17 protein-coding genes are annotated in these 16,605 nt (G+C 41.1%); 14 read left to right on the top strand and 3 right to left on the bottom strand.

Going from position 1 to position 16,605, the window contains the following annotated elements:
- Positions 1 to 155: 155 nt before the first annotated feature.
- Entirely contained in the window at positions 156 to 1,985 is a 1,830-nt protein-coding gene (gene aspS / locus H729_RS01845; protein ID WP_020448299.1) for an aspartate--tRNA ligase, read from the bottom strand.
- Positions 1,986 to 2,048: 63 nt separating this feature from the next.
- A complete protein-coding gene (locus H729_RS01840; protein ID WP_020448298.1) occupies positions 2,049 to 2,534 on the bottom strand; it encodes an Lrp/AsnC family transcriptional regulator in 486 nt (161 codons plus the stop codon).
- A gap of 94 nt (positions 2,535 to 2,628) precedes the next feature.
- On the opposite strand from H729_RS01840, the gene H729_RS01835 reads away from it, so the two are divergent.
- The 13 genes from H729_RS01835 (at position 2,629) to H729_RS01775 (ending at position 15,274) form a co-directional block, all read left to right on the top strand.
- A complete protein-coding gene (locus tag H729_RS01835) occupies positions 2,629 to 3,810 on the top strand; it encodes a serine-tRNA(Ala) deacylase AlaX (RefSeq protein ID WP_020448297.1) in 1,182 nt (393 codons plus the stop codon).
- Between the two features lie 98 nt (positions 3,811 to 3,908).
- Entirely contained in the window at positions 3,909 to 5,252 is a 1,344-nt protein-coding gene (locus H729_RS01830; protein ID WP_020448296.1) for a glutamine synthetase family protein, read from the top strand.
- A 242-nt stretch (positions 5,253 to 5,494) separates the two neighbouring features.
- Entirely contained in the window at positions 5,495 to 5,857 is a 363-nt protein-coding gene (locus tag H729_RS01825) for a nascent polypeptide-associated complex protein (protein WP_048133807.1), read from the top strand.
- 9 nt (positions 5,858 to 5,866) lie between these two features.
- Complete coding sequence (locus H729_RS01820; protein WP_020448294.1) at positions 5,867 to 6,103, top strand: HypC/HybG/HupF family hydrogenase formation chaperone; 237 nt, start codon at positions 5,867 to 5,869, stop codon at positions 6,101 to 6,103.
- 572 nt (positions 6,104 to 6,675) lie between these two features.
- Entirely contained in the window at positions 6,676 to 7,287 is a 612-nt protein-coding gene (locus tag H729_RS01815) for a MarR family winged helix-turn-helix transcriptional regulator (RefSeq protein WP_020448293.1), read from the top strand.
- 477 nt (positions 7,288 to 7,764) lie between these two features.
- Positions 7,765 to 8,304, top strand: a complete 540-nt coding sequence (locus H729_RS01810) for a flavodoxin family protein (protein WP_020448292.1) — start codon at positions 7,765 to 7,767, stop codon at positions 8,302 to 8,304.
- Positions 8,305 to 8,313: 9 nt separating this feature from the next.
- Complete coding sequence (locus H729_RS01805) at positions 8,314 to 8,841, top strand: flavodoxin (RefSeq protein WP_020448291.1); 528 nt, start codon at positions 8,314 to 8,316, stop codon at positions 8,839 to 8,841.
- A 10-nt stretch (positions 8,842 to 8,851) separates the two neighbouring features.
- A complete protein-coding gene (locus H729_RS01800) occupies positions 8,852 to 9,976 on the top strand; it encodes an aldo/keto reductase (RefSeq protein ID WP_020448290.1) in 1,125 nt (374 codons plus the stop codon).
- Positions 9,977 to 9,985: 9 nt separating this feature from the next.
- The gene (larC, locus tag H729_RS01795; RefSeq protein ID WP_020448289.1) at positions 9,986 to 11,236 is read left to right on the top strand and encodes a nickel pincer cofactor biosynthesis protein LarC; all 1,251 of its coding nucleotides are present in this window, start codon (positions 9,986 to 9,988) and stop codon (positions 11,234 to 11,236) included.
- A gap of 100 nt (positions 11,237 to 11,336) precedes the next feature.
- A complete protein-coding gene (locus H729_RS01790; protein WP_020448288.1) occupies positions 11,337 to 11,732 on the top strand; it encodes a MerR family transcriptional regulator in 396 nt (131 codons plus the stop codon).
- A 432-nt stretch (positions 11,733 to 12,164) separates the two neighbouring features.
- Positions 12,165 to 13,469 (top strand): NCS2 family permease, encoded by a 1,305-nt coding sequence (locus H729_RS01785; RefSeq protein WP_020448287.1) that lies wholly within the window; start codon positions 12,165 to 12,167, stop codon positions 13,467 to 13,469.
- Positions 13,470 to 13,620: 151 nt separating this feature from the next.
- Complete coding sequence (locus tag H729_RS01780) at positions 13,621 to 14,544, top strand: DMT family transporter (RefSeq protein WP_020448286.1); 924 nt, start codon at positions 13,621 to 13,623, stop codon at positions 14,542 to 14,544.
- 247 nt (positions 14,545 to 14,791) lie between these two features.
- Positions 14,792 to 15,274, top strand: coding sequence for a hypothetical protein (locus tag H729_RS01775; protein ID WP_048134222.1), 483 nt, complete (start codon positions 14,792 to 14,794; stop codon positions 15,272 to 15,274).
- Between the two features lie 18 nt (positions 15,275 to 15,292).
- Here H729_RS01775 and H729_RS01770 read toward each other — a convergent pair whose 3' ends face one another.
- Complete coding sequence (locus H729_RS01770) at positions 15,293 to 15,952, bottom strand: DUF1847 domain-containing protein (RefSeq protein ID WP_020448284.1); 660 nt, start codon at positions 15,950 to 15,952, stop codon at positions 15,293 to 15,295.
- A 387-nt stretch (positions 15,953 to 16,339) separates the two neighbouring features.
- Here H729_RS01770 and H729_RS01765 point away from each other — a divergent pair, with 387 nt between their 5' ends.
- On the top strand, positions 16,340 to 16,552 hold the full coding sequence (locus tag H729_RS01765) for a hypothetical protein (protein ID WP_020448283.1): 213 nt from the start codon (positions 16,340 to 16,342) through the stop codon (positions 16,550 to 16,552).
- The last annotated feature ends 53 nt before the right edge of the window (positions 16,553 to 16,605 follow it).

The raw sequence follows: 16,605 nt of genomic DNA, 5'->3' as shown, positions 1-16,605 counted from the left end.
AGAAGCTAGTTCATAAAGTGAATTGTGATTATAATACTTATTTTTCATTAATTCCGGCATATCTTTCCTTCCAGATCTTGAAAAATACATCCCGTATATTGAAATTTAAAAAAAATAAGTGCTGCATAGGCTCTAAACCTATGCAGTATGAAGTTTTATTCCTCGAAGTCTGAATCGTCGAAGTCTTCGCCGGCGAGAGACAGAAGCTGCAGTTCTGAGAGCTTTTCTTCTTCTACGCTTGCGGGAGCTCCATCAACAAGAGACTGGAACTTCTTGTTCTTCGGGAATGCAATGACATCTCTGATGGACTCGCATCCGAGCAGCAGAGAAATCAAACGGTCAACTCCGAGAGCAATTCCTCCGTGCGGAGGAGCACCGAAACTGAGAGCCTCGATGAAGAACCCGAACTCGTCCTGAATCTTCTCTTCAGACATGCCGATCATTTCCAGAATTCTGTGCTGGACTTCAGGATCATGACATCTCATCGAACCGGAGCCTATTTCAGATCCATCGAGGACTAAATCATAACTAAGACCCCTGATGTCTGTAATCTCGCCGGAAAGATCCATGTTTTCAGGACATACGAACATGTGGTGGAATGCCTCGATCTGGCCGGTAGCGGAATCTTTCTGGAACAGAGGACAGTCGACAAGCCACACAAACTGATGAGGCTTTCCTTCCAGAAGGCCTAAATCAGCAGCAAGCTTGCGGCGCAGCTCCCCGCCGGCTTTCAAAGCGGCGATCTCAGATCCTGCCAAGTAAAGCAGAAGATCTCCGTCTTTGGCATCCATCTCGGCAACCAAGGCGTCTTTGACGTCATCAGAGAAGTACTTGACAATGTTGCTCTGCAGACCCTCTGGAGTCATTCTCATCCAGGTGAGGCCGCCCATTCCCTGAGACTTGGCCCATTCAATCAGACGGTCGACTTCGTTGCGTCCGACACCGCCCTCCTCAGAGCCGCCTTTTGTATACTCGGCTTTAACGTTGACGCATTCGACCTTTCCATTTTTGGAAAGGATCCTCTTGAAAATTTCATAGTTGGCGTTCCTGACAATTTCAGTAACATCATGGAGTTCCAGACCGTAGCGGATATCAGGAGCATCGGTACCGTACTTGTGCATGGCATCATAGAAGCTCACGCGCGGGAAGGGAGTTTTCAGCTCTTCACCGTAAACATTCTTCCACATCTCGGAAAGCATGAACTCGATTGTCTCCTGAATATCAGACATATCAACAAAGGACATTTCCATATCGATCTGTGTGAACTCAGGCTGCCTGTCTGAACGGGAATCTTCATCCCTGAAGCAGCGGGCCAGCTGGAAATAGCGATCCATGCCGCCGACCATCAGCATCTGCTTGTACATCTGAGGCGACTGCGGAAGGGCATAGAAATCTCCAGGGGAGGTACGAGAAGGCACTATGAAGTCCCTAGCACCTTCTGGAGTGCTGCGTACCAGCATAGGTGTTTCAATTTCAGTAAAACCACGAGAGTTCAATGCTGTTCTTAATGAAGTGACCACACTGTGGCGGAAACGCAGATTCTCAGCCATCACATGCCTTCTGAGATCCAGATAACGATACTTAAGCCTCAGATCTTCTGAGGGAAGCATTGAACCTTTTTGCTCAGCAACTTCAAACGGCAGAGGCTTTGAGGAATTCAGCAGTTCAGCAGTCTTAATCAGAACCTCTACTTCTCCAGTATTGTTCCTACAGTCTTCAGTTCCCGGAACACGGTTTCTAACCGTCCCTACGACTTTAATTACAGACTCTCTGCTGAAAGTCTTGAGGATGTCTCCCAGCTCAGCATAGCCATCTGCTGTTATGGATTCAGGATCGTAAACTGCTTGAGTAATGCCATATGTATCAGCAACGTCGAAGAATAAAACGCCGCCATGATCTCTTGAGAAACGGATCCAGCCCGCAATAGTAACATCTTTTCCGATGTCGCTCGACCTGAGTTCTCCGCAAGTGTGTGTTCTCATCATGATTTTTTCCTCATGGAAATGATGCCCTGTCTATAGTGATTGGTTTCATAAATCATTCGGTCGTCATTCCTCTTCCGTAGGAACAGACTCGATATGCGGAACCCTAGGAATGAATTGATTGGGATCTTTGATAAGATTCAAAATCACGTATGTATTGGTTTTCTTAACACCGTGTATTGCAACTATCCTTTTCACCATGTCTGAAAATTCATCTCTATCTTTGCAGGCAACCCAGATGATAGAATCACATTCTCCTGTGACATCGAAGATCGCCAGTACATTATCCATTGCCTTGATTTTTCCCTGAACATCAAGAACATCGCCTTCGACATAAACATGGACAAGCGCCATGAATTCGTAGCCGAGCTTGAGATAATCAATAGTGGCGCGGTATCCGCAGATTATTCCCGCATCCTCCATGGTCTTTATTCTTTGAATCAGAGTAGTAGGGTGTACCCCGAGACGCTTAGCAATTTGACGGTAAGAACCCTGGCTGGAGATGCAGAGTTCTTCTATTATTCTAGAATCCAATTCATCTAGCATTTTCATCGTCCTTCCTGAATTGACTAGACAATTGTCTATCGGCTATATGAGTTTGCTTAGATCAGGAAGTATATATCTTAGCTAGAAATTAAGACAAATAATGAAAACTGAACTTTATCATCGTGAACCGTACGCCGTGGAATTTTCTGCTAAAGTTACAGAATCCAGAGAGGATGAGATCGTCCTTGACCAGACGCTGTTTTACCCAGGCGGAGGTGGCCAGGAGCATGATAAGGGTTCAATAAACGACCTCAAAGTGAAAGAAGTTGTAAAGGAAAATGGCAAGATAATACACAAAGTGCCAGGACATATGCTCAGAGAGGGGGATGAGGTTAAAGGGAAGATCGCCTGGAAAAGACGCTACGAGCTGATGAAAGGGCATACAGGAGAACATATGTTGTTTTCCTCGCTCAAGCGCCTGAATGAGGAACTGGAGCTTGTCAAAATCTCAATTTCCGAAGATAAAAAATATCTGATTGTCAGAGGCGATGTCGACTGGGATATGGCTCTGAAAGCACAGGAACAGGTCCTCGGATGGATTGAAGATGATCTGGAGATTACAGAGCAGATCGTATCAAAAGAAGACCCTCAGCTGGATGAGATCAGGATAAAGAGAGAAAGAATCACAGATGATGAGGTCAGAGTTGTCAGGATAGGAAATGTGGATGCCTCCGCATGTTCAGGAATCCATGTAAAATCCACTTCCGAAGTGGATTTTCTCATAATTTCAAAGATAAATTCTGCAAAACCAGAAGGAGACTGGGAAATTGAATTTATGATAGGAAATGCAGCTAAGCAGGAAGCAGCTGAAAGATCTGCCCAGTTCATGAAACTTGTAACACTGACAGGAGCACAGAAAGGAAATGTTATCAGCAGTGTGGAGAACTTGAAAATCTCTAAAGAACAGGCAGATGCAGCATTAAAGAGATATATGGACAGCTCCCTTAAGTCAATCCAGCCGATAGACATCGGCGGAATTCCTGTATATGCAGGAGCCTTTCCAGAGATGGATAAGAAAATATGTACTGATTATGTCAACTTGGCCGTCAAAGAAAAATGCATCTGCATAATCGGTTCCGGCATTGAACGATATTCGCTGACAATAGCCTGTGGATCTGACATAGACATCGACTGCGTCAAAATTCTCAATGAAGTGCTGGCTGAAGACGGAGGCAGAGGAGGAGGAAAACCAAACTTTGCATCAGGCGGAGCTTCTGGCGGATGCGGGGCTGACATAGCAGTTGAGAAAGCAACAAAAATCATACAAATGTCGTTGACTTAAAATCATAATTAGATGTTTGTCCAATAATATATGGAAAATTAGCTATTTGATCAGATTCCACCGAAAATAATATAAATAAGATAGTCATACGATGGATTATGCCTAAAGACGAGAGTGAGGCAAGAGAGACCGTCTTAAAGGAAGTCGAAGAAAAAGGCGTCAAATTCATCGAGATGCAATTCTCCGACATCCTTGGAACGGTGAAGTCTGTCGCTATTCCATCTTCAAAATTGGAAAGGGCATTAGCTGAAGGGATTTTCATCGATGGATCCTCAATCCTAGGTTACGCTACGATTGATGAATCTGATATGAGGGCCCAGCCGATACCGTCTTCTTTCCAAATTTATCCTTGGACTCATGGCACCAATATGAAAACAGCACGTCTGCTGTGTCAGATTTATGACCACTGCGGAAACAGGTTCAAAGGCGACCCGAGATGGGTACTCGAAAAAATGGTCGAAAAAGCCAACGCCAAAGGCCTGGAATATTTTGTAGGGCCAGAGTTTGAGTTCTTCTTATTCAACCTGGATGCAAATGGAGAGCCTATCACCAAACCATCTGATGCCGCGGGATACTTCGATCTGTTGGAACTAGACAGAGGTGAAGAAGTCCGTAAAGAAATCACACTGAAACTTGATGAGATAGGCTTCGATACTGAAGCATCTCACCATGAAGTTGCTCCTGGACAGCATGAGATCGGCATGAGATATAACAAAGCTCTGACGGTCGCCGACAGGATTATGACTTTTAAACTAGCAGTGAAAACCATCGCAAAACAGCACGGTTTCTACGCTAGTTTTATGCCTAAGCCCATGTTCGGGTGTAACGGATCTGGAATGCACGTGCATCAAAGCCTTGCGTCCGAGGATAAAAACTTGTTCGACGATCCGAGCGACAAGTTTGGTCTGAGCAAAGAAGCATACTACTATCTCGGTGGTCTTCTGGCTCACGCTCCGGAGATGAGTGCTATCCTAAACTCACAAGTCAACTCCTATAAACGCTTAGTACCGGGATACGAAGCCCCCTGCTACATATCCTGGGCAAACATGAATCGCAGCGCTCTCATCAGAGTTCCTGCGGGCAGAGGAATGAAGACGCGCGTTGAAATACGCAATCCAGATCCAGCCGGGAACCCATACCTGCAATTCGCAGTAATGCTCGCCGCCGGACTAGATGGCATTGAGAATAAGATTGAACCGCCTGGACCGATGGAGAGAGATATTTTTCATATGTCCCCGGAGGAACGTATACAGAACGGAATCACTTCACTGCCGGCAAATCTTGGAGATGCTCTTGAGATCATGTCTAAGAGTGACTTGATGAAAGAGACCCTGGGAAGCCACATATTCTGCCACTATCTCAAGATCAAAAATGATGATTGGGACAGTTACAGGACGTATGTTACTGACTGGGAGATTATGAACTCACTGAAAAGACTTTGATGTGCTTCAATCCGTTCGTAAGCTAATCCAAACTTCTTCTAAAACACTTTCAATAACCCTACCATCTCTAAAATGGCGGGGTTTTGCCTCTTTCATACCCCAGTTAAGTATTAAATGCAAAGCTGTATGCATCAGATTCGCAACTGTTTTGAGATAATTGTCTACAATTTTACCTCAGAGTTAAAAACACTGCATTTTTTCTCGCAAGATTTAACTATTTAAGCAACATCACAAAAAGCATTATGATGAGAGGAGTAAACCCCCGCCAGATCGAACGCGCCATGAGACAAGCGGGAATTAAAACCAAAGACATCACTGATGTGGATGAAGTCATAATCCGTACCAAGACGGAAGAGTATGTAATAACAAATGCATCCGTCACAATGATGGATGTAAAGGGACAAAAAACATATCAGGTGATGGGCGATACAGAGATCAGGGCGAGAGGAGCGTCTCAGTCGGCTGCACCTGCTGAAGAGGTAATTCCCGAAGAAGATATTCAGCTCATCATGGATCAGACTGGTGCTTCCCGAGAAGCAGCCGTTCAAGCATTAAAAGACTGTGACGGACAGCCTGCTGAAGCCATTATCAAGCTTATGTCATGAGGTGTGATCATGTGTTTAGCTGTACCAGGACAGATAGTTTCCATTGAGGGTCCTCAAGCAGATGTTGACTTTGGAGGAGTGCTCAAAAAAGTCAATGTCTCTTTAATTGAAGGGCACGTTGGAGACTGGGTAGTCGTGCATGCCGGATTTGCCATCGAAACGATGGACGAAGAGGAAGCACAGGAAACTCTTCAAACTTGGAAAGAACTTCTAGAGATGGAAGAAGAACTTGAAAAGTCCAATTAAATTAGAACCTCAAGGGAAGCTTAATAGAATAAGCTTCCTTTTTGATTTGACAATTCTTATTTTTACGTGTAATTGGTTAGTTGATGACGGAATTACATCTTACTGAATTCATAGATAAACATTAAATTTGTTTAAAATGACAAAATTTGGCCATTTTAAACCCACATAGTTAGTTTAGTCAAGTTTTGTTGTAATTTTACTACCAATATTTGAATCAAATAACTCATATGAACATATGGTCTAAGAGAATTAAGATTCATATTAGGCTAGAAATGTCATCAGCATAGCAAATTTATCTTTTTGTATGAGAATAAACCAGCAGTTAAATTGCAAAATAAACCGATAAACGACAATATACATGTACCTGTAGGAAAAGTTTATAAGGTACCTGTTTAATAAGGTACCTGTAAGAATATAGGAGTTCGTTTGAACTTACAAACAGAAGTTGGATTGAAGGTAATCAATCTCATAAAAACACTAGTTGCAATGAGGCAAAACAATATGGACAAGATTGTGCAAATTAAACAAAATTTTAGAAGATAATAAAAATATGAAACTATGGAGGCTACAAAATGGAAAATATATATTTAGAAGTTTATGAAAAATTAACTCGTCTGCAATGGAGTTTACATAAGCAGCAGATATTCGCTCATGCTGAGTATGGTCCGTTTGCTGATACAAGCCGGGGGCAAGGACGTGTGCTTGCTATACTTAAGATGAAGCCAGAAATCAGCACTAAAGATTTAGCATACCTGCTAGGAATACGACAACAGTCACTAAATGAACTGTTAAACAAACTAGAGAAAAAAGAGTATATCAAACGCATACCATGCGAAGATGACAAACGGGTTCTTCTTGTACGTCTTACCGAGAAAGGTGAAAATGCCCAACAAACAGATGTTGACTACAGCGATATGTTCAGCTGCCTGAGTGAAGAAGAACTAAGGACTTTTGAAAATTATCTTGACCGAATCATTGAATCAATTGAATCAAAAATTGGCGATGATGATCATGATGAGATGAAAATGTGGATGGAAAACGCACGCGAGAGGATAGGACCTGAAGATTTTGATAGGCTTATAAGAATGCGCCATGGAGGTTCTGGACCATTCGGTTTTAGAGGATCATTCTATGAAGACAGAAGACATAATTTTTATGAAAGAGAGTATCATGATTTAGATTAAGAACTGATGAATCTTCAAGATTAATAAACACTTTTAAAAATCAGGCCGCGTTTGATTTAGACGCGACCAGATCTATCAAAATATCGATCAATCATACGAACTTTTAGCAAAAATCACGATACATGAAGATGCAGTTATCCCAATTTTACGGACTTCAAAAATGCTGACGGATTCATGATCCATTAACTATTTGTATTGGATATACCATTCAATATTATAGAAGAATGCCTAGACACTTCCAAACTAGTATCTCCCATATTGCATCCTTCTAGAGATCGTTCAACTCCATCCCCCTGATGTCTGTTTCGATCTGACAATCATGGAGACGTCTGAATAACAGCGTCTCCATTCTTATCCATATTTTACACAGCCTTTTTTTCTAAAAATTATAACTACATCATCTAAGAAAGCATTCATAAATATTAAATAAGCAAAGTTCCTTGAGTTAGATCAAACTCTAAGTTTGAGGAATTAAACATGAGTAAAAAACTGTTAATAATATCATCAAGCCCCCGCAAGGGAGGGAACTCCGATGTGCTTTGTGACCGTTTTGCTCAAGGAGCAAAGGAAGCTGGTAACGAAGTAGAGAAAGTATTTCTTAAAGATTACAAGATTAACTACTGCACGGGCTGTGGAACCTGCTTTAAAGGCAAACCATGCCCGCAGAAGGATGATGCAGATAAGATCGTACAAAAAATGATAGATGCTGACATAATTGTAATGGCGACTCCTGTTTACTTTTACACGATGTGCGGCCAGATGAAAACATTCATAGATAGATGCTGCGCAAGATACATGGAAATTGAAAATAAGAAATTTTACTTCATCATGACAGCTGCTGATCCTAACATGTCAGCTCTGAAAAGAACTCTGGAAAGTTTACGCGGTTTCACTTCCTGCCTATCAGACATAGAAGAAAAAGGAGTCATTTACGGTACAAGCCTCACCGATGTGGGGGATGTTCTGAAAGACAATGCGGTGCTGGAACAAGCATACAGCATGGGAAACAAAATCTGAGGCATGATTATGAAGAGTCTTGTAGCTTATTTTTCAAGGGCAGACAAGAACTATGTCAATGGAAACATAGTTGATTTACCCGTAGGAAATACTGAAATAATTGCAAATAAAATTAAAGATCTTACCAACAGCGATATTTTTACAATTAAGACGATGAAGCCATATCCAGCAGACTACCGCAAAACTGTCGATATCGCCAGAGAAGAACTGAATAATGATTTGAAACCAGAATTAGCAGGAAATCTGGACAGCATTGATAAGTATGATGTTATTTACATAGGCTATCCCAACTGGTGCGGAACAATGCCGATGGCAGTTTTCCACTTTTTAGAATCTCATGATTTTTCTGGCAAAATCCTAGTTCCTTTCTGCACTCATGAAGGTAGCGGCTTTGGTGGCAGCATCTATGATATCCAGAGATTGTGCCCAAAAGCAAAGGTACTGGAAGGTATCGCAATCCGTGGGAGCGAAGTAAGTTCTCCTGCAGCAGAGAACAATTTAAAAGAATACTTAGAGACTGTTTCATTAATTAACTGAGAGTAATAAAATGTCAGATAAAAAGTTAGGATTTGGATTGATGAGGCTGCCCCTCACTAATCCTGAAGACGAGAAAAGTGTTGACATGCCTGTATTGAAAAGTATGGTGGACACATTTATGGAAAGAGGGTTCACATACTTTGACACAGCATACATATACAATAATTTTGAAAGCGAAGTAGCAGCCAGAGAAGCGTTGGTCAAAAGATATGACCGCAATAGTTTCACATTAGCAACAAAATTGCCCATGATGTTCCTGAATAAAAAAGATGAACAGGAGCGTATTTTCAATGAACAATTAGAAAAATGCGGTGTAGAGTACTTTGATTACTATCTGCTGCATAATCTCAATATCCTCTACTACGAAACTGCAGAGAGGCTGGAGAGCTTTGAATTTCTCAAACAGAAGAAAAAAGAAGGGAAGATCAAAAAAATTGGTTTCTCATATCATGATAACGCAGAGCTTTTAGACCAGATTCTTACAGAACATCCCGAGACAGAATTCGTTCAGCTGCAGTTGAACTATATGGACTGGGACGATAAAAATATTCAATCAAGAAAATGTTACGAAGTAGCAAGAAAACACGGCAAACCGATCATAGTCATGGAACCGGTTAAAGGTGGCACTCTGGCAAATGTTAACGAGGAAGTTCAAAAATTGTTCAGAAATTACCATCCAGATATGTCTGCCGCGTCCTGGGCAATTCGTTATGCTGCATCCCTGGAAGGCGTTGAAACTGTCCTCAGTGGAATGTCTAATTACGAACAGCTTCTTGATAATACAGGATATATGCAGAATTTCCAACCATTAAATGATGATGAGCATAAAATTATCAATGAAGCGGCAGCCATTATTAGAAAGGATATTACCATACCATGTACAGACTGCCATTACTGCATGGAAAAATGTCCACAGAAGATTCCCATCTCCACTTATTTTTCACTATATAATGAAAAAGAGAAGGAGAGCGCTAGATCATATTATGTTCAGCAGGCGTATTATGACAACTGCACAAAGAACAACAGCAAAGCTTCCGACTGCATTGAATGCGGGCAATGTGAAGACAACTGTCCGCAGCATATAGAGATTGTAAAATATCTAAAAGAAGTTGCCAGAAGCTTTGAAAGCAACTAAGGGATTAAAATGGACAGACTACTGTATCTGGAATGTTACTCAGGGATCAGCGGGGACATGGTCGTAGCTGCACTGCTGGATTTAGGAGCAGACAAAGAAGTGCTGATGAAAGCTCTCCACAGTCTATCCATTCAGGGGTTTAGTGTGAATATTTCCACAGTAAAGAAATCAGGATTGAATGTCTGTGATTTTAATGTGTCTTTAACAGATAATGCAGAGAATCATGATCATGACATGGAATATCTGTATGGCACATATGAAGAAGAACCGCATCATCCACACAAGCACCGCAATCTAGCTGAAATTCTGCAGATAATTAAAACGGCAGAAATGACCACGGAAGCTAAAAAGATAGCATGCAAGACTTTTGAGATACTGGCTGAATCAGAAGCTCAGGCTCATGGTCTGCCGGTGGAAGAAGTGCATTTTCATGAAGTGGGCGCTGTTGATTCCATTGTAGACATTATTTCAGCTGCAGTATGTCTTGATAATCTCGATCTTCCTCAAGTTGTTATTTCTGACTTGTATGAAGGCAGAGGTTTTGTAAGATGCCAGCATGGTGTTATACCTGTACCCGTTCCTGCTGTTGCAAACATCGCCGCCAGTAACAATTTATCACTGCACATAATGAAAGCTGAAGGAGAGTACGTCACTCCCACAGGTGCGGCTCTTGCAGCTGCATTCAAGACCAGGGACAAGCTACCAGATGATTTTTCAATTGAGAAGGTAGGCATGGGCGCTGGTAAAAGGAAGACGAGTCTTCCCGGCATCCTGAGAGCAATGATCGTGACCGCAGAAAGCAACGATGACATGATCTGCAAGCTAGAATGCAATATCGATGACTGTAGCGGAGAAACATTGGGTTATACAATGGAAAGACTTTTTGCAGCCGGAGCCAAAGATGTTCACTATCTGCCAGTATACATGAAAAAGAATCGTCCGGCTTATCAGTTGGTAGTAATATGTTCAAAAAGTGACGTTTCTGAGATAGAAGAAGTAATTTTCAGGGAAACAACGACAATCGGCATCAGACAGACTGAAATGAAAATGACAGTTATGCACAGCCAGTTGGTGCAGATAGATACACCATTTGGAGATGTAAATGTAAAAATGTGCGACTATTATGGAATGTACCGCAGGTTCTACCCAGAATACAGCGATGTAGTAGAAATCTGCAGGAAACATAACCAATCATATGATAAAACATACCGCATGATTCAAAAATTGTGCGAAGACACCTTTAAACCATTTCCATGCTGATACAGATGGCAAACGCATGGTTATCAGATCAAAGAAAATATTATGAAAAGATTCACCATCTGGATAAGATACAGGATTACAGAAAGGAAAGGAAGTCTCAATGAAGATCGCTGAAGTAAGTAAAAAGTATGGAGTCTCACAGGACACTCTACGTTACTATGAACGCGTGGGTGTAATCCCGCCGGTCAACCGTGCCAAAGGCGGTTCAAGAGACTATACTGATGAAGACTGCAACTGGGTAGAACTTGCTACCTGTATGAGAGGTGCAGGACTGCCTGTTGAGGTCATTGTCGAATACATAAGACTCTTCAAGCAGGGAGATGAAACAATTCCTGACAGACTGAAACTTTTAACAGAACAACGGGATAAACTTCTGGAGCAAAAGCAGGCTGTGGATGAGATGCTGGAAAGACTTAATTTTAAGATCAGCCGGTATGAACGCGCAGTAAAAACCGGTGTGCTGTCTTGGGAACCAGATGAAGAGCTTCAAGAATAAATGAATAGCAGCAGATTAACAAATATGATGAATAGTACAGAAAAAGGAAGCGCCCAGAATGAGATAGAGAGGCTGCGTATCGTTTTATTATTCACTTCGGCTGATATGTAATTTATTATGAAACCAATAGTAAAAAACATTAAAGTAACCATCAAAGAAAAAAAGAGCAAAGAGGAGAATGCCTCTGGTGTCAATATATGGTTAAGCTCCATAGATGGACTGCTATTTTGAGCGCTTGTCTAAAAACACATCCTGAATCTTTCACAATTATCACAAATAGAGCCCGATATTTTTGCAGTCTCGGATTATATCTTTCAAAGGCAATCATTATATTTTACATATGGCATATGAGAGCGGCTTGCCAATGAAGTGGCGTACCACCGCATCGAATAATTAAGGTGTGAAGGGGGAGTATGTTTGCTGTTGGAACGGATGTTTAAGCTGAAAGAAAACAATACCAGTGTCCGTACAGAAATAATTGCAGGATTCACCACCTTCTTCGCGATGTCTTATATTATTTTTGTCAACCCAGACATGCTGAAGATCACTGGCATGGATTTTGCTTCAGTAATGATCGCTACTTGTGTGGCTTCAGCCATAGGAAGTTTTTTGACGGCATTCATCGCCAACATTCCTTTTGCCCAGGCACCGGGAATGGGATTGAATGCCTTGTTCACATTCACACTTTGTCAGGGAATGGGCTATACTTGGAATCAAGCACTGGCAATAGTGTTCATCTCAGGTGTGATCTTTTTAATAATAACCATCAGCCCTCTAAGAAGCAGAATTATCGAAGCCATACCAAAATCGCTTAAAAGTGCTATCGCTGCCGGAATTGGGTTATTCATTGCATTTATTGGCATGCTGAACTCCGGGCTGGTAGTCGTTAACGGAGCAAGCAACGTTACAGATCTTGGAAGTTTTTCCAATGGAAGTGTACTGCTGGTAGTAATCGGCCTGATTATAACCGGAGTTCTGATGGCCTGGAAAGTAAAAGGATCGATTTTTATAGGCATTATTGCCACAACGATCATTGGAATACCGCTGGGTGTTACGGATATACCTACAACCATTACATACAGCAATTTCAGCCTGGCACCTACATTTTTGCAGCTTGATTTTAACTTATTAAGCGCAGGCATACTGCCATTGCTGACAGCAATAATTACACTCACAATGGTTGACATGTTTGATACTGTGGGAACACTGGTGGGAACTGCTAACGCATCCGGCATGGCAGATGAAAATGGAAATTTCAAAAGAGGAGATAAAGCGCTTGTGGCCGATGCCTTGGCAACATGCGCAGGTGCATTGGTTGGTACGTCTACAGTATCGACATACATGGAATCCTCAACTGGAATCAAAGAAGGAGGTCGTACGGGTCTCACCTCTGTTGTAGTAGGTCTGCTGTTTTTAGCAGCGATTCTGCTTGGTCCAATCGCTCTGATGATTCCCAGTGCGGCAACTGCTCCGGCACTGATCATTGTCGGTGTTTCGATGATGAGCGCCATAAAGAACATAGATTGGCATGATTTTGAGATCGCTTTGCCGTGTTTCCTGACAATAGCGGTTATGCCATTCGCATATTCGATTTCTGATGGTATTGGTTTCGGCTTTATCGCTTACACGATAATCAAAGTCTGCCGTGGAAAAGCCAAAGAAGTCCCACTTCTGATGTATGCAATTTCAATCCTATTCATACTAATGTATGCCATATCCGCATATTCCAGCTATTAATGAATGGAAGAGAAATAACGAGCATACCGCCATGCTAAAAATCAGAGAGGAGAATGCATGGCAGTAATATATTAATACGAAGCTGACTTGAATCGCTTAATACATTAAGGAGTAATTACTCTTCGAATGGATTATAGCAAGAGATGATGCAATGGAGATGAAAACTGAATCAAAAGGACACATTGCAGCACTCATCACTGTTATAATCTGGGGAATAACGTATGTTTCCACAAAAAGTCTCTTGGAGTATTTCACCCCGATTGAGATTCTTTTTATTCGTTTTGTCATCGGATATGCCGCTCTATGGCTGATCTGCCCTCATTTGATGCATGTAAATGATAAAAAGCATCACTGGTACTTTGCAGCTGCAGGTTTGTGTGGAGTGACTCTATACTACCTCTTTGAGAATATCGCACTCACATACACATTAGCATCGAACGTGGGTATCATCCTGTCAGTAGCTCCATTCTTTACCGCCATATTTGGCTACTTGTTTCTAAAAGACGAACGTCCAGGAGCGATATTCTTTGTAGGTTTTGTAATTGCCATGATTGGAATACTGATGATCGGCTATAACAGCGAAGCCAATCTCAAGCTGAATCCACTTGGTGATATTCTAGCGATTATTGCTTCAATTATCTGGGCTGCATATTCCACATTAAGCAAAAAGATCGGCAGTTTCGGATACAATACGGTTCAGGCAACAAAAATCATTTTTACATACGGTTTGGTCTTTATGCTGCCTGCAGTCTGTATGATGGATTTCCATCCAGAGGTGTCAGCATTCCTAAATGTCGGCAACATGGCCAACATTCTGTTCTTAGGACTTGGAGCTTCAGCTCTATGTTTTGTAACCTGGAATTTCGCACTGAAAGTCCTTGGGTCTGTGAAAACCAGTGTATATATTTACATGGTTCCGGTGATTACCACCGTATCTTCAGCAATCATCCTTGGAGAGCAGATAACGGGCATGATTGTGTGTGGAATTGTGCTCACATTAGCCGGCTTATTTATGTCTGAAAAGAAAAAGAATAAAATTCAGACAGAATCAGATGTTGAACAAAATGCATTGTGAATAAGCATATCACTAAGATTAGTCAACGCAGATGCGCTAAAAGATCATTGCTTGATGAGCAGACTTGGCAGTATTTAATTGAGACTGAATGGTGATATTAGTTAAGACAAAACAAACGTTAAAAATTTGAAGCAAAGATGGAATACACAAATATTGTTTAATATTATGTTTCAGATTAAACAATCTCTTGCATATTTTAATTAGCAAAGATGTGCATGTATCTTGGAAAAGGACTGTTAAAGTAATGATAGGACATTTAGGTTTTTCTTATGTAGGCTTTATTTTTCTGTTATGCTTACTGATACCTAACTTGATTTGGGCAAGTAAACAAACTGCATATGACCACGAGCACTATAATGAGCATAAAGTTTTTTTGATTTTTGAACGAGTGGGGCAGATATTGGTTTTTTGTACGGCTTTGATATTTAAAGATCTTAATTTACAAAACTGGTCAATGTGGTCATGGTGGTTAATATTCGCAATTATTTCGATGATAATGTATGAATGTTGGTGGTTGTGCTATTTCAAAAGTGCAAGAAATCTAGCTGACTTATATAGTAGCTTTTTAGGCATTCCCGTAGCAGGTGCAACACTGCCTGTCATTGCATTTTTAATGTTAGGCATATATGGAAAAGTTATTTGGCTGGTGATTGCAAGTGTGATATTTGGTATTGGCCATATAGGACTACATTTAGAACATAGAAACGAAATAAAAATAGTTGATGGCTGATTTACAGCCAAGTTTTGTTTACTTTTTCTCTAGGATTCCCTTAAAGAATGGCGAGTATAACGGACCAACAGGATTGTTAGCAGTCATGCGGTCTTTTACCATCAGTGTAGTTGTATAAGCTTTAGAGTACTTGTTAAACAACATATCATGACCGACACAGAGACCAACAACGATATTGAGATCTGTTTCTGCCTCATTGAGCAATTCTGCCTGGTATACGGGATTGCAGACGGTTTCCAATGGGCTGGATAAACAATTCTTATCTGGAATTCCTAGATCTCCCTTTGTAATTGAAAATGCACGGCAGATAATTGAATGAACCTCAAAATCATTAGCTTCGAGAACTCTGATTAAACGGATTGCTTCATCACGAGTGGCCAAACAAAATGCTACGCCTAATTTGTTCCAGCCCATTGATCGGGCAAAAGCCATAATCTCAGAAATTCTTGGCCTGATTGGAGTCGGAACCCCATCGATCATCTTGATGGTGCCTCTTTCAGTTTCAGCACCGGCCTGCATAATCTTGTTTATGTCCTCATCCTGGTAACGATTTTTAATTTCTTCCAAGGTATGCTCGGAAACATTAGTTGGACAGCGAGGAAACTTGCCTGGGGATCTAAGTTTGCAGCCCACATCTCCACACTGGTCACATTTTGGAAAAATAGTCTTGTCTACCATAATTGCAAATGCACATGTAACAAGATAAATACTCTCCCTAATGATCTAGATTTATATATTGATCAGAGCGGCATACAGGCTATCTGCTTTTTGAAAGTCTGGAACTACTTAGACCTCATCGATAAGTATGTAATTTACAGCATCTGGATGCAGCCGGTTTTTGATCAAATCGTATAATTGCAGATAGTTCTTTGATATCATGATGATCTGGATCTTCCAGAATTGTACATTGCGCATATCCAACAATTGAAAGAGTTGCTATTGACTATAATTTATACGTGTTGATTAAGTAGCCGTTCTTCGATAGTGGGTCGTAACCATCAACAAAAAAAAAGGAATAGCACTGCTCAATGAGGTATTATCGAACAAACAATATCAGGCGATACAATGTCTACGCATAATGAAGGGGTTAGACTCAGAGAAGTATTTCGGAAATACTATGATGGTAGAGAAATAGATGAGTCTGACTTAGAAACACTTAACAAGCTTGTGGCTGGCTCATATATAGATTATAGTATGGATAATGGGGTTCCAATAGCTAAAGCTAGTCAGATTGGGAGAGCAATAAAAAAACCTAAAGCTATTGCTCTAAAATACTGATCAATAAACTTAGACAATATTGTATTTTCATCTAAGTTTAAATGTGTAAAATT

The organism is Candidatus Methanomassiliicoccus intestinalis Issoire-Mx1, assembly GCF_000404225.1.
GTDB classification, from domain to species: domain Archaea; phylum Thermoplasmatota; class Thermoplasmata; order Methanomassiliicoccales; family Methanomassiliicoccaceae; genus Methanomassiliicoccus_A; species Methanomassiliicoccus_A intestinalis.
The sequence above is the reverse complement of the archived record's forward strand: the minus strand, read 5'-3'. Positions and strand labels throughout refer to the sequence as shown.

Excerpts from the sequence above, each read along its gene's own strand:
- H729_RS01770 (WP_020448284.1), bottom strand. The coding sequence starts at position 15,952 with ATGGTAGACAAGACTATTTTTCCAAAATGTGACCAGTGTGGAGATGTG.
- H729_RS01840 (WP_020448298.1), bottom strand. The coding sequence starts at position 2,534 with ATGAAAATGCTAGATGAATTGGATTCTAGAATAATAGAAGAACTCTGC.
- H729_RS01765 (WP_020448283.1), top strand. The coding sequence starts at position 16,340 with ATGTCTACGCATAATGAAGGGGTTAGACTCAGAGAAGTATTTCGGAAA.
- aspS (WP_020448299.1), bottom strand. The coding sequence starts at position 1,985 with ATGATGAGAACACACACTTGCGGAGAACTCAGGTCGAGCGACATCGGA.
- H729_RS01835 (WP_020448297.1), top strand. The coding sequence starts at position 2,629 with ATGAAAACTGAACTTTATCATCGTGAACCGTACGCCGTGGAATTTTCT.
- H729_RS01780 (WP_020448286.1), top strand. The coding sequence starts at position 13,621 with ATGGAGATGAAAACTGAATCAAAAGGACACATTGCAGCACTCATCACT.
- H729_RS01785 (WP_020448287.1), top strand. The coding sequence starts at position 12,165 with ATGTTTAAGCTGAAAGAAAACAATACCAGTGTCCGTACAGAAATAATT.
- H729_RS01820 (WP_020448294.1), top strand. The coding sequence starts at position 5,867 with ATGTGTTTAGCTGTACCAGGACAGATAGTTTCCATTGAGGGTCCTCAA.
- H729_RS01790 (WP_020448288.1), top strand. The coding sequence starts at position 11,337 with ATGAAGATCGCTGAAGTAAGTAAAAAGTATGGAGTCTCACAGGACACT.
- larC (WP_020448289.1), top strand. The coding sequence starts at position 9,986 with ATGGACAGACTACTGTATCTGGAATGTTACTCAGGGATCAGCGGGGAC.
- H729_RS01810 (WP_020448292.1), top strand. The coding sequence starts at position 7,765 with ATGAGTAAAAAACTGTTAATAATATCATCAAGCCCCCGCAAGGGAGGG.
- H729_RS01805 (WP_020448291.1), top strand. The coding sequence starts at position 8,314 with ATGAAGAGTCTTGTAGCTTATTTTTCAAGGGCAGACAAGAACTATGTC.
- H729_RS01815 (WP_020448293.1), top strand. The coding sequence starts at position 6,676 with ATGGAAAATATATATTTAGAAGTTTATGAAAAATTAACTCGTCTGCAA.
- H729_RS01800 (WP_020448290.1), top strand. The coding sequence starts at position 8,852 with ATGTCAGATAAAAAGTTAGGATTTGGATTGATGAGGCTGCCCCTCACT.
- H729_RS01825 (WP_048133807.1), top strand. The coding sequence starts at position 5,495 with ATGATGAGAGGAGTAAACCCCCGCCAGATCGAACGCGCCATGAGACAA.
- H729_RS01830 (WP_020448296.1), top strand. The coding sequence starts at position 3,909 with ATGCCTAAAGACGAGAGTGAGGCAAGAGAGACCGTCTTAAAGGAAGTC.